The sequence below is a fragment of the Eikenella sp. HMSC061C02 genome (assembly GCF_001809035.1).
Lineage (GTDB): Bacteria > Pseudomonadota > Gammaproteobacteria > Burkholderiales > Neisseriaceae > Eikenella > Eikenella corrodens.
This window is the reverse complement of record NZ_KV795564.1, coordinates 14,971-27,563: the sequence shown is the minus strand read 5'-3', so window position 1 is coordinate 27,563 and position 12,593 is coordinate 14,971. Positions and strand designations below refer to the sequence as shown.

The following is a 12,593-nucleotide window of genomic DNA, read 5'->3' as shown; positions in this document are numbered from 1 at the left end:
GGCTACCTGAAAATTTCAGGTAGCCTTTTGCTGCCAGCAGTCGGTTTGGCTTACTTGGCAGCGGTATTTTCTTTTTGCGCGGCCTGTGCCTGCTTTTCGGCCTTGGTGGCCCAATAGGAGGCGAGGAGGGAGCCGGAAATGTTGTGCCACACGCTGAAGATGGCGCTAGGCACGGCCACCAGCGGCATCATGGCGAAGTGGGCTTTGGCCAGTGCCGCGCCGAGGCCGGAGTTTTGCATGCCCACTTCGATGGCGAGGGTTTTTTGCGCGTCGTAGGGCAGGCCGAAGAGTTTGGCGGCGAGGAAGCCTAAGGCATAGCCGATGGCGTTGTGCAGCACCACTACGCCGAAAATCAACAGGCCGGTTTCGATAATCTGCGCGCGGCTGCCGGCCACCACGGCGCCGATAATCAGCACGATGGCAAGCACGGAAATCAGCGGCAGCACATCGATGGCGGCGGCGGTTTGCTTACGGAACAGGGTGTGCGCCACCACGCCCAGCACGATGGGCAGCAGCACCATTTGCAAAATGGATACCAGCATTGTGGTGGCGGAAACGTCGATCCATTGGTTGGCAAACAGGAAGAATACCGCCGGGGTGAGCAGGGGCGCGAGCAGGGTGCTGATGGAGGTAACGGCCACCGAGAGCGCCACATTGCCGCGTGCAAGAAAGGTCATCACGTTGGAGGCGGTGCCGCCGGGGCAGGCGCCCACCAACACCACGCCGATGGCCACTTCGGGCGGCAGATTAAGGGCGAGCGAGAGCAGGTAGGCAGTGGTAGGCATAATCACAAACTGCGCCACCACGCCGATGAGCACGGCTTTGGGGTGTTGGCCGAGGATTTTGAAGTCGGAGGGGGCGAGGGTGAGCCCCATGCCGAACATGATGATGCCCAAAAGCCAGGGGATGTAGGGGGCGATGAAGCTGGTGAAGAGGGAAGGCGCCAAGAAGCCGGCCATGGCAAATAGCGCTGCCCACAGGGCAAAAGTGTTGCCGATGAAGCGGCTGAATCTTTGTAAAGCTGTCATGATGGTTTTTTGCAATTTTTAACAGGAAGGGCGAAGGATACAAGAAAGCAGGGTTGCGGGACAAGGGGCGGGCTACCTGAAAAGTGTAAAGGCTGCATGCCATCGTCCGGCGCTGCCTCTATAGCAAATCAACTTAACTTAAAGATGTTATTTGGCGGAGTTGGATGGGTGAGCGTGAACAAACTGCTACTGATTGAGGTGCTGCGCACAACATTCCTTTTCGGCTACTGTGATAGTGGCACGTTGTTTTCCCATTCGGAAAGCCACAGTATTTGGCTGATATACGGCGAAATGTACACGGAGCTGGTGGCCGATAGTTTTGAATGGTTTATGGAAAAGTGGTGTTGGATAAGAAATGGGATTTCGATTAGCGGCTGTGCCGGATGGCGGTACATAAAGGGCTGTTCCAAAGGCTTGGAGCAGCCCTTAAATGTTTTTCAGGTAGCCTTTGCCGGATTGCATCAAGGCTACCTGAAAATAGGTATGCGAAGTTTTACCGCACGATTTCCGCTAGTGGCCAGCGCGGGTGCACATTGAAGCCGGTGGCGGGCTGCGCCTGTTGCAGGTGCATGGCGCCGGCGAAGGCAATCATGGCGCCATTGTCGGTACACAGCGGCAGCGGCGGGAAATAAGTGCGTACGGCTTCGGGTTTGGCTTTGGGGTTGGGGCGTACTTGCAGCGTGGCGAGTTCGGCACGCAGTTTCCAGTTGGCACCCACGCCGCCGGCCACCACAAGGGTGCGGTAGCCGGTGTGCAGCAGGGCTTGGCGGGACTTGGCCAGCAGCACATCCACCACAGCGTCTTGAAAGGCGCGGCAGATATCGTTGCGGATGGCGTCCGGCAGGCTGCCGCCGTGTTCGGCGCGTACGTTTTGCACAGCGGTGAGCACGGCGGTTTTGAGGCCGGAGAAGCTCATCTGCAAATCGCGCGAATGCAGCATGGGGCGGGGAAAGGTGAAAGCATCAGGGCGACCGAGCTTGGCCAATTCGGAAAGTTTTGCGCCGCCGGGGTAGGGCAGGCCGAGCAGTTTGGCAGTTTTATCGAAGGCTTCGCCGGCGGCGTCGTCCACGCTTTCGCCGAGCAGTTCGTAGTCGCCGATGCCGCGCACGGCCATGAATTGGGTGTGGCCGCCGGATACGAGCAGGGCAACGAAGGGAAAGTCGGGCTTCTCTTCGGCTAACAGAGGGGAGAGCAGGTGGCCTTCGAGGTGGTGTACGGGGATCACGGGTTTGCCCAGCGAAAAGGCGAGCGCGTTGGCATAGGCGCTGCCGGCCAGAAGTGCGCCGCCAAGGCCGGGGCCTTGGGTGTAGGCGACGGCATCGATGTCGGCGTAGTTTTTGCCGGCTTCGTGCAGGCAGGCTTGGGTGAGCGGCACGAGGCGGCGGATGTGGTCGCGGCTGGCCAGCTCGGGCACCACGCCGCCGTATTCGGCATGCATGGCCATTTGGGTATGCAGCTGGTTACCGATGAGGCCGTGTTCGGTGCTGTAGAGCGCCACGCCGGTTTCGTCGCAGGAGGATTCGATGCCGAGAACGAGCATGATAGAAGGCTACCTGAAAAATCAAAGGCTGTATTTTATCGCAAATCAAATTGGCTTTCGCTATGGCATTGGCTTGCTAGGGCAGTAAATGGCGGTATGTGCTTGGGTAGAGTGCGGGTTTCATGCGTATGGGCGGATTGACATACACCTCAGATGAAATATTGCGGGAAAATGTCGGCTAATGCAGGCGGGGATAGACCTTGTTGTTTTTTCGCACAGGTTAATTTTGGTTAATTGTGTGTAATTTGCAGATAGGGGGAAGGTATGGTAATGAGGCGGGAGAGAGTTGGTTTTAGCCAGTATTGGTATGAAAAATATATTATTTTTTCTGATTGGGGTAGAACACTATTCTTATCGGGACGGCATTCGTTAATTAATAGTATTGTTTGCCCAGAGCATTAGATAAGAACGATTTTGGCGGCAGATGCTTGCGTGCGGTAAGTAGAGTAGGCAGTTTAATTGCCAGCTGCCACCAAACAGCGGATAATACGCGGCAATTCTTGATTGGAATTTATCTGTGAGACGGCTAGAGGTCTGCAGATAGGGAATTTTTTAAGTTATAACTTGAACTTTGTTAGAGGTAATTCGACATGAAAAAATCTTTATTGGCCGCTGCCCTGATGTCTTTGTTCTTGGCTGCTTGTGGTGGTTCTGCTCCGGCTCCTGCCGCTTCTGATGCTTCTGCTGCTTCTGAAGCTACTGCAATGGCTTCTGATGCTGCAGCTATGGCTTCTGATGCTGCTGCAATGGCTACTACTGCTGCTGCTTCTGAGGCTACTGCTGCCGTTGAAGGCGCTGCTTCTCAAGCTACTGCTGCTGTTGAAGCTGCTGCCAGCGCTGCCAAATAATTTGGCGGTTTGAGACCAAGCAAAAGCCCCGCAAAAGCGGGGCTTTTTTTATGGCTAAAGCACTTCGATTGTTTCAATATTGGTGTGTCTTGCCACACTTATGTATTGCTTGTGGCTCATAGCTGTGTATGAATAAAGATGTGCTTAGTTCTCATGGAGGGATCTTGATGCTGCTGGGAGTGTTCCCCAGTGGTTTTATGAATCCCTCTATTCTATATAGTCAGGCTACCTGAAGCTGCGCTTTCAGGGAGCCTTTTTGTGCTTTACAGCCCGCCGTAAGAATGCAGCCCACCCAAAAACATATTTACGCCGATGAAGGCAAAGGCGGTGATGAAGAAGCCGATAATCGCCCACCACGCTAAGGGCTTGCCACCCCAGCCGCGCACCAGGCGGATATGCAGCCAGGCCGCGTAGTTGAGCCACACCACCAGCGCCCAGTTTTCTTTCGGATCCCAGCTCCAATAACGCCCCCAGGCATCGGCTGCCCACAGCGCGCCGAGCACGGTGGCTACGGTAAAGAAGAGGAAACCGATGGCGATGGCTTGATACATGGCTTCTTCAATCACCTCGGCTTCAGGTAGCCGCAACGAGGGGCGGCGCAGTTTCATCAATTCGGCCACACCGAGGAAGGCGGCCAAGCAAAATGCACCGTAGCCGATGAAATTGGCCGGCACATGCAGCTTCATCCACCACGATTGCAGGGCGGGAATCAGCGGCCGGATTTGCTGGGCGTTGTAGCTGAAGGTATACCACAGCACGAAGCCGACTAAAATCAGCTGCAGGGTGTACACAAACACGCCTAGCCGATGTAGGCGGAACTTGCCTTCGTAATACAGAAACATCAAGGCCGTGATGACGATAAACAGGATGAACACTTCATACAGGTTCGACAGCGGAATATGGCCGTTGCCGGGGGTGAGCAGATAGCTTTCATGCCAACGCACCAGCATGCCGGTGAGCCCAATGGCAGCGGCCGCCCAAGCCAGGTAGCGGGCGATGCGAAGCAGCATGGGCACGGCGTGCGTGTTGTTTGTTTCCGCCTGTTTGTTGCCGCCGAGCAAACCGAGCGCATAGCACAGCCAGGCCATCGGCACTAGGGCGCACAGCCAGCCGATAGCCGATTGGCTGGCGAGGAAATAGCGCAGCAGGAAGCGTTCGCCGTTGGCCATCTGCCCGGCATAGAGCACGGTGGCGGCATAGGCCAGGGCGATGCACAGCGGCATCAGCAGGCGCAGCGGTTTGTAAAACCAGCCCAGCCACACGGCGGCGGCGGCGCTGAGCCATAAAATGCACACTTCATATATGTCCATGCGGTGCGGTAGCAGAATCTGCACCGCAGCAGCAATGGCCATCATCAGGGCGGCAAACAGCCAGTCGGCTACAGAAAGCAGCTTCCAGAAACGCTGCTCCTGCAAAAGCTCGTGCTGCGGCAGCCGGTGTGGGGCACTGGCTGCCTGTTTTTGCGACAGGGCATCGGGCGTGTTAGGGTTGGTCATGGTTCAATTCCTGCGCCAGGCGCGTGAGGTGTTGTGTGTGTGTGGCGAAAATCGGTTCCAGCTGCCGTTTGAGTCGGGCAGAGCTCATGGCGAAGCGGGCTTGGCCGTTGTCATACAGCAGCCAGGCGCGTTGTTCGCGTAGGTAAAACATAAGCGCCGTGCCCAGAATCAGCAGTACAGAGCCGAGATACACCAAGCCTTGGCCGGGCGAGCGGGTCATCTGCAGGCCGGAGGATTTCACTTCGTTGTAGCCGTTTAATTGCAGCAACACCGGCGAGCCGAAGCGGGTGAGGCCGGTGTAGGCATCGAAGCTGTTGACTAAGAAACGGTTGCGCTCTTCGCTCTGCGGCCAGTCCAGCCCTTGTTCGGACAGCGCTTGCTCGAGGGCGATATTGCCCGCGCCGAACAGCATTTGGTAGAACAATTCGCGCATCCGATCTTGTTCGGCAGCGGGGATTTTGTTTTCCACGAATTGGTTGATGCCCACATAGCCTTCGCGGGCGAACAGCTCCAAGATATTGCTCAAGGCTTCGCGGAAGCGGGTTTTGGAAGGCTCGGGCATATCGGCCACAGCACGGTCGAGCACGGCTTCGCGCAGCTCGGGCTGAAGCAGTACGGAGCGTAGGTGCATGAAGGTGTCGGGCTTGCCGTTTTTATCGGCGGGAATCATCAGCCAGCGGTAGTCTTCGCTGTTGCTGCCGCGCTCGCCGGTGGCGAAGTAGAAATCGCCGCCGCGCCGCAGAGGCAGCATGTAGTTGACATACTCGCGCGCCTGGCCGGCCTGGTCGCGCAGGCGGAAGGTGATGGTGGGGCCGACGTTGCGCAGGGCATCGGACTGCTGCACGCTGCGCGCCTCGTTAAGGCGGTAGCGCAGATTGGACGGCTGCGAGGCAGCGTTATCGGTTTGCTCTTCGTCTTCCACGTTCAGCGGGCGCAGTTCGGTGAATTCGAGCGTGTATTGTTGAGTTTGGTTTTGACCTAGGTGCAGCGGGAAGGCGCTGAGCGAGGCGGCTTTGAGTTCGGTGCTGGCGGCGGAGGGTGTGCCCAAGTTCCAGGCGCGGAAGGTAAGGCCGGAGCCGCCGTCGCCGAAGCTGGCCTGATAGAGCGAGATGCCGTGCAGGGTGAAGGGATGGTTCACTTTCACGGTGGGGGTGTAGATTCGGCCGCTTTGCCGGTCGGTTACGATCAAATCGCTGGCAAAGTTTTTCGGCATGCCGTTTTCGTAGTAATCCACATGGAATTGTTTGAGGGTTACGTTAAACGGTAATTCCTGCACCAAGAGCCCGTCGCCCGTATCAAGAAACACTTCCTGCACGGTTTGCCCTTCGCGGATGTTTACATTGCCGCGAAACGATAAGGTATTGCTGCCCAAGCGGCTTTCTTTGCCGAAATCGTTGGAGAACTGGGCGGTTTTGTTGGGCTTGAGGCTACCTGAAAACATGGCCAGCTTAATCGGTAGATTGCTGTCGATGAGGCCGCCCAGGCAAATCACGATGATGGCGGCGTGGGCGAAGATGTAGCCCCATTTGTTGAGGCTGCCTTTTTTTGCTGCAATGATGAAGCTGCCGTCTTCGCGCTGCCGGCTTTGCACGGCGAAGCCGGAAACTTTCAGGTAGCGTTCGGCAATTTCGGGGGCGGGTGCGGCAGCGAGCAGGGTGCTGTGTTTCATGGCGGCCAGCGAGCGGGCAGAGGCACTCAGGCGGAAGCTTTTCATTTCGCGCAGGAAAGGCGGGATGTTGCGCCACAGGCACAGGCCGGTGGAGAGCATCAAGAATGCCAAAATAGCCACAAACCACGGCGCGGAATACACATCATACAAGCCGAGGAAGCGGAAAATCTGATGCCAGAACGGCCCGAATTCCACCACATAAGCCACCTCAGCCTGATTTTGCTGCAACACCGTGCCGATCACCGAAGCGAGCGCGAGCAGCGAGAGCAGCGCCACGGCAAAGCGCATGGAGCTGAAAAAGGCAAACCAAGGCCGCCGCAACAGCGGGGTTTTGGCGGGATCGGGTGTACTCATAACCGAAAATCCGGAGCGGAAACGTGGGATTAAAACAGCGGGATTATAACTGATTTGCCGCGGCTGCTTGGCTTATATCGTGAATTAAAATAAGGATACTGCGGAGCTGGCTCGCTGGCTGTGTGTGTGCTGTCTGCGGCGTGCCGCCTGGTTTTGAGTGTTGCTAGCCCGCTATGCTGGCATAAGGAGATAGCGTGGCTTAATGGGTGCGATAAGGCTACCTGAAACCAGATCGTGGTTTTTCAGGTAGCCTTTATTGATACGGGCGAAAAGGCAGAAACGGTTTGAACTGCGTTGAAGCGGCGTTTTAGCTTCGCAGAAACTCACTTCGCTCGTTTTAACTGCATTGAAGCTCACGCTTTCAGGTAGCCTATTGATGCTATGGGTAGCAACGCCGGCGGATTGCCACGATCTTCTCTGCTGCCGCCACGCAGTCGGCCACGGGGGCGACCAGCGCGATGCGCACATAGCCAGCGCCGGGGTTGCCTTGCGCGGTGTCGCGTGCCAGAAAACGGCCGGGCAGCACTTGGATAGCGGCTTCGCGCCACAGGGTGCGGGCGAAGGTCAAATCGTTGCCATCCGGCGCTTGCAGCCAAATATAGAACGAGGCGTCCGGCCGCGTTACCTCAAAGCCCTGCGCCAGAATCGGCAGCACGCGGGCGAATTTTTCCTGATACAGGCGGCGGTTTTCCAACACATGCGTTTCATCGTTCCAGGCGGCGATACTGGCCATCTGCACGGGAATGCCCATGGCGCTGCCGTGGTAGGTGCGGTAGAGCAGGAAATCTTTGAGCAGCGCGGCATCGCCGGCCACAAAGCCGGAGCGCAGGCCGGGCACGTTGGAGCGTTTGGAGAGGCTGGTGAACATCACCAGCTTGCTGAAATCGCGCCCCAATTCGGCAGCGGCCTGCAGGCAGCCGATGGGCGGCTCGCCTTCGAAATAAATTTCGGAATAGCATTCGTCGGCGGCGATGATGAAGCCGTAGCGGCTTTGCAATTCAAAGAGTTCTGCCCAGTCGGCTTTTTGCATCACACTGCCGCAGGGGTTGTGCGGCGAACAAACGAATACCAGTTTCACGCGCTGCCACACGGTCTCAGGAATGCTGCCCCAATCGGGCTTGAAGTGTGGGGCGCGGCAGTTGGCAAACGCAGTTTCCGCCCCGGCCAGGAGCGCGGCGCCTTCGTAAATCTGATAAAACGGATTGGGGCACACCACCACGGGCTGTTCCTGCTCGTTGCCGCCCAACACCGCTTGCACGAAGGAAAACAGGGCTTCGCGGCTGCCCAGCACGGGCAGGATTTCGCTGTCTGGATCGAGCGCGAGGCCATAGCGGCGTTGCAGGAAGCCGGCGCAGGCTTGGCGCAGTTCGGGCAGGCCTGCGGTTTGCGGATAGGCATCGAGGCGCGGCAGGGCAGCGGTGAGCGCGTCGGTAATCACGGCGGGGGCGGGGTGTTTGGGCTCGCCGATTTGCAGCGGCACGGGCACAACGCCCTCGGGCGCGCTCACGCCTTGCATCGCTTCGCGCAGGCGGGCGAAGGGGTAGGGCTGGAGTTGGGATAGGTGTGGGTTCATGGCGGGCTGGTGTTTTGTTGTCAGGGGAAAAGGCTATTGTAATCGGCAGGCATGGGATAGGCTACCTGAAAGCGTGAGCTTTAACGGAGTTAAAACGAGCAAAGTGAGTTTCTGCGGAGCTAAAGCGCAGTTAAACAACGCAGCAGGCGGGTTTCAGGTATAACAAACCAACTTAACTTTCGCTACCGCGTTGGTTCGCCTTGCTGGATTTCTGTACTGTCTGCGACTCACCCTTGTATCGAAAGTCAATGCGGTTTGCTATGGCCTTTTGCTGCTGGTGAGCACAAGGTGCGGCCTGCCGCTGAATACACAGAAATATTTTCAGGTAGCCTTCAAGGCTACCTGAAAACTTATTCAAGGGCGGTTTTAGCCGACGATACCCAAATAATACAGCAGGCTGGCAATGATGACGGCGATGCCGCTGCCGATGATGAGCTGCCGCCAAATGGGGCGGATTTCGCTATGCCGCAAATCGGCGGCAAGATAACGCCACACGAAGAAAAGGGAGGCCAGGGCGAAGACGATGGCTCCGATGGTATCGCCGTCCATCTTCGGCTTCATGCTGCGCCGCCTTGCTGTTCGATGCCCGGTTTGGCGCCGCCGTAGCAGGGACCACGGCCGGTGATGCGGGGCATTTGGCTTTCGATGGATTCTTCAATGGCGGCGGTGAGTTCGGGGATGTCGCCGGCGGTATGTTTAATCGGCGGACAAATGATGACGCTGATTTCGCCGGGGTGTTTGAGGAAAGAGTTTTTCGGCCAAAATTCGCCGCTGTTGAGGGCGACGGGCACGATGTCCATTTCCAGCAGCTGGGCAGTACGGGCGGCACCGCTTTTATAGCGGCCTTTGCTGCCGGGCGGCATGCGCGTGCCTTCGGGGAAAATGGTAATCCAATAGCCTTGCGCTTTGCGTTTGCTGCCTTGCTCGATGATTTGGGCGGAGGCTTTGCCAGGGTTGCGCCGGTCGATGCCGATGGTGCCGGCGAGCTTGAGCCCCCAGCCGAAGAAGGGGATACGGAACAGCTCGCGCTTGGCTACGAACACCTGGGGCGGGAAGATTTTCTGCGTGGCCAGCGTTTCCCAGCCAGATTGGTGTTTGCAGCAGATAATGGCGGGGCCTGCAGGGATGTTTTCTGCGCCTTCCACGCGGTATTTGAGGCCGACGATGTTTTCCAGGAGCCACATCAGCATCAGCGCCCAGCGGGTGGCGAGGGCGTGGAGGGCGCCCGGGATGGGGGCGGTGAGCAGCATCAAGAGGAACAGGGGCGGCGTGATGATGGCCATCAGCAGCCAGTAAGTAAGGTTGCGTATCCAGAGTGAGAGCATTAGGCCTCCTGTTCGTCGCCAGTTTGGATGAGGTGGTGGGCGAAGGCAAGCAGATCGTCAAACACTTGGGTGTTTTCAGGTAGCCCGCCGGCGGCAAGGGTTTTCTTGCCTTTGCCGGTGAGCACGAGCACGGGCAGGCCGCCCACGGCATCGATGGCTTGCAAATCGCGCAGGCTGTCACCCACGAGATACACGCCGCGTGCGTCGGTGTTGAAGCGGTTGAGGATGTCTTCCACCATGCCGGGCTTGGGCTTGCGGCAGGAGCAATGGTCGGCATCGGTGTGCGGGCAAAACCAGATGCCGTCGATGCTGCCGCCGGCTTCATTGGCCAGGCGGTGCATTTTTTCGTGCATTTCGTTGAGGTCTTGCATGGAGAAATAGCGGCGGCCGATGCCGGATTGGTTGGTGGCGATTACAACGGTGTAGTCGGCCTGCTTGAACAGTGCCACGGCATCCATGCTGCCGGGCAGGGGAATCCATTCGTCTTCGGATTTGACAAAGTCGTCGCGGTCTTGGTTGAGCACGCCGTCGCGGTCGAGGATGATGAGTTTCATGGTTTCAGGTAGCCTTTAATCGAACAATACGGCCTGTGCCAGCAGGCTGCCGGCGGCATCTTTGCCGGAAAGTAGCGGCGGGGCGGCCAGCGGCCAGTCGATGCCCACGGCGGGGTCGTGCCAGAACAGGGTGTGTTCGTGGTCGGGCTGGTAGTAATTGGTGCATTTATACACGATGTCGGCGTGGCTGTCGGTGGTGTAGAAACCGTGGGCGAAGCCGGGCGGAATCCACATTTGGTAGCGGTTTTCGGCAGAAAGCACCGCGCCCACCCAATGGCCGAAAGTGGGCGAGGAGCGGCGCAAATCCACGGCCACGTCGAACACGCTGCCCGCCACCACGCGCACCAGCTTGCCTTGCGGGCAAACGGTTTGATAGTGCAGGCCGCGCAGCACGCCATGCTCGGAGCGGGAGTGGTTTTCCTGCATGAAAGTGTGGTGGCCGATGTGCTCGCGAAACCAGTTGTCGCGGAAGGTTTCCATAAAGAAGCCGCGCTCGTCGCCGTGGACTTCGGGCTCGATGATTTTCACATCGGGCAGGGCGGTGTCGAAAATATTCATGCTGTGCGTGTGTGAATGGGATGAAAGCTCTATTTTACCGAGAATGCGGTGTTTGAGGCTACCTGAAAGTGTGAGCTTCAACGCAGTTAAAACCGTTCAAATGCCTCAAGCGCCCTCGCCCCAATCCACCTTTTCCCAGCCCAACACCTCGGCCAACACCGAAAGATGGCTCTGCTGCGGGCAGCGCACGGCGGTGAGCAACACGGTATCCGGCGCGGCGGTAAGCTGCTTTTTCAGAGCCAGCAGCGTGGCATGGGCGCTGCCGCTTTGCAGCTCTTCGGTGTAGCGCGCGGCAAATTCGGGGAAACGCTCTTGCGGTGCGGCGTGATACCAGCGGCGCAGCTCGGTGGAAGGCGCAATGTCTTTGAGCCACTGCACGGCGGCGAAGGTTTCTTTGCGGATGCCGCGCGGGTAGAGGCGGTCGCAGAAAATGGCGGGGACGGCAGAGGGCGTGTAGCCGTAGATGCGTCGGATGGCTGGCATGGCAGGGCTTTCTGGGCGGATTGTTGTTTGAAAAGCGTTGCGATATTTTTAACTTCTTTGAAGTTTCTTTTTCAGGTAGCCTTTGGGCAGCTTGAGGCTACCTGAAAGCAGTTGGTATTTACAATTTCGGCTATCATACGCCCATTTTTCATCAGAAAGGTTGGCTATGTGCTTTACCGTCTTACTCAGCACGGATTGCCCGGACGATTTGTTTGCCCAAAACGGCAGCGGCATCTGCTTCCAGCCGGCTGACGATCAGGGCGTACGGGCAGCCGCCATGCCCTATGCCCATAACTACGACGTGGTGGGCGACGGTTCGGGCTACAGCCACGGCGGTTGCGGCTGCTGTTTTTCCTTTTATGGTGACGGCGCGTTTACCGAATACGGTTTTCGCGAGCCGGAAATGACATCGCCGGAGATGTTGGAACATTCGCCCATGCGGGAAACCCTGCATTTGCAAGAAGTGATCCGGCATTTGGTGCGGCAGGGATGGCGCGTGCAGCTGGCCGCAGTGTGGGCAGAAGATTGGGGCAGTTTGCAGCGAGAGGCGGAAGTGGTGTCGATGGTGGTGCTGAACCCGCTGCATTTCGCGCTGTATGAGAATGTGCGCTTTGAGTTTGTGTGAGATTTGGGCTGCGTTGGGGAGAGGGGAACCGTTGTGCCGTTTTCAGGTAGCCTCTTTTTGGGTATTATGGCTACCTGAAAAGTAGCGGGTAGACTGGGTTACAAAACCCAGCGCGTAAGTTGGGTTGGGAAACCCAACATGCCATACTTTATTGTTTGGTTACGCCTGCGGCTAACCCTACCTACTCACTAAGATGGAAATTCATCAGATTGTTGGAAATGGGCATATAAATAATGCACATTATATTCATCTTGCCTATCAAAAAAATACATAAAATCATTTAGGAAATCATTGAAATTAAATTCAAACAAATATTTATTTTTAATCTCTGATAATATTATTTGTATCTCAAATAATTCTTCAAAAATATGGTTTGATTCGTTAATATTAACCTGTTTTAACGAATGAATTAGCTCTGTAATTTTGGCCTGACATGCTCGTAATAGCATGTCAATTTGCTGTTTGGTGTAATAAAACTCAGAAGCTCTTTCTGCTAATTCTTTCATCATTATCATGATAGCAATATCACCTTTTATTTAA

The 12,593-nt window shown here is 56.8% G+C and carries 13 protein-coding genes; 2 read left to right on the top strand and 11 right to left on the bottom strand.

Annotated elements, in window-relative coordinates; translation table 11 throughout:
* Positions 1–50: 50 nt before the first annotated feature.
* Together HMPREF2541_RS08900 and tsaD are read right to left on the bottom strand one after the other, a co-directional pair.
* On the bottom strand, positions 51–1,028 hold the full coding sequence (locus HMPREF2541_RS08900) for a bile acid:sodium symporter family protein (RefSeq protein WP_003822162.1): 978 nt from the start codon (positions 1,026–1,028) through the stop codon (positions 51–53).
* A 493-nt stretch (positions 1,029–1,521) separates the two neighbouring features.
* Complete coding sequence (tsaD, locus tag HMPREF2541_RS08895; RefSeq protein WP_070543207.1) at positions 1,522–2,568, bottom strand: tRNA (adenosine(37)-N6)-threonylcarbamoyltransferase complex transferase subunit TsaD; 1,047 nt, start codon at positions 2,566–2,568, stop codon at positions 1,522–1,524.
* A gap of 590 nt (positions 2,569–3,158) precedes the next feature.
* Here tsaD and HMPREF2541_RS08890 point away from each other — a divergent pair.
* Positions 3,159–3,416 carry a hypothetical protein gene (locus HMPREF2541_RS08890; RefSeq protein ID WP_083296810.1) on the top strand — a complete coding sequence of 86 codons (258 nt, stop codon included), beginning with the start codon at positions 3,159–3,161 and terminating at the stop codon, positions 3,414–3,416.
* A 263-nt stretch (positions 3,417–3,679) separates the two neighbouring features.
* Here the strand turns inward: HMPREF2541_RS08890 and ccsB are convergent, their stop codons facing one another.
* From ccsB to HMPREF2541_RS08850, 8 genes are all read right to left on the bottom strand, one after another.
* Positions 3,680–4,912 (bottom strand): c-type cytochrome biogenesis protein CcsB, encoded by a 1,233-nt coding sequence (gene ccsB / locus HMPREF2541_RS08885; protein WP_196761866.1) that lies wholly within the window; start codon positions 4,910–4,912, stop codon positions 3,680–3,682.
* Complete coding sequence (locus HMPREF2541_RS08880) at positions 4,899–6,935, bottom strand: cytochrome c biogenesis protein ResB (RefSeq protein WP_070543201.1); 2,037 nt, start codon at positions 6,933–6,935, stop codon at positions 4,899–4,901. Before HMPREF2541_RS08880 ends, ccsB begins: the two co-directional genes overlap by 14 nt.
* Before the next feature lie 379 nt (positions 6,936–7,314).
* A complete protein-coding gene (gene dapC, locus HMPREF2541_RS08875) occupies positions 7,315–8,508 on the bottom strand; it encodes a succinyldiaminopimelate transaminase (RefSeq protein ID WP_070543199.1) in 1,194 nt (397 codons plus the stop codon).
* Between the two features lie 366 nt (positions 8,509–8,874).
* On the bottom strand, positions 8,875–9,069 hold the full coding sequence (locus HMPREF2541_RS08870) for a hypothetical protein (RefSeq protein ID WP_070543196.1): 195 nt from the start codon (positions 9,067–9,069) through the stop codon (positions 8,875–8,877).
* Positions 9,066–9,833, bottom strand: coding sequence for a lysophospholipid acyltransferase family protein (locus tag HMPREF2541_RS08865; RefSeq protein WP_070543193.1), 768 nt, complete (start codon positions 9,831–9,833; stop codon positions 9,066–9,068). The genes HMPREF2541_RS08870 and HMPREF2541_RS08865 overlap by 4 nt, the downstream gene beginning before the upstream one ends.
* Positions 9,833–10,387 (bottom strand): D-glycero-beta-D-manno-heptose 1,7-bisphosphate 7-phosphatase, encoded by a 555-nt coding sequence (gmhB, locus tag HMPREF2541_RS08860; RefSeq protein ID WP_067524789.1) that lies wholly within the window; start codon positions 10,385–10,387, stop codon positions 9,833–9,835. The genes HMPREF2541_RS08865 and gmhB overlap by 1 nt, the downstream gene beginning before the upstream one ends.
* A gap of 15 nt (positions 10,388–10,402) precedes the next feature.
* Entirely contained in the window at positions 10,403–10,945 is a 543-nt protein-coding gene (rfbC, locus tag HMPREF2541_RS08855; RefSeq protein WP_003822144.1) for a dTDP-4-dehydrorhamnose 3,5-epimerase, read from the bottom strand.
* Between the two features lie 105 nt (positions 10,946–11,050).
* Positions 11,051–11,428 (bottom strand): DUF488 domain-containing protein, encoded by a 378-nt coding sequence (locus HMPREF2541_RS08850; RefSeq protein WP_003822141.1) that lies wholly within the window; start codon positions 11,426–11,428, stop codon positions 11,051–11,053.
* Between the two features lie 166 nt (positions 11,429–11,594).
* Here HMPREF2541_RS08850 and HMPREF2541_RS08845 point away from each other — a divergent pair, with 166 nt between their 5' ends.
* Positions 11,595–12,053, top strand: a complete 459-nt coding sequence (locus HMPREF2541_RS08845) for a hypothetical protein (RefSeq protein ID WP_003822138.1) — start codon at positions 11,595–11,597, stop codon at positions 12,051–12,053.
* 188 nt (positions 12,054–12,241) lie between these two features.
* Here the strand turns inward: HMPREF2541_RS08845 and HMPREF2541_RS08840 are convergent, their stop codons facing one another.
* Entirely contained in the window at positions 12,242–12,568 is a 327-nt protein-coding gene (locus HMPREF2541_RS08840) for a hypothetical protein (protein ID WP_070543190.1), read from the bottom strand.
* Positions 12,569–12,593: the final 25 nt, after the last annotated feature.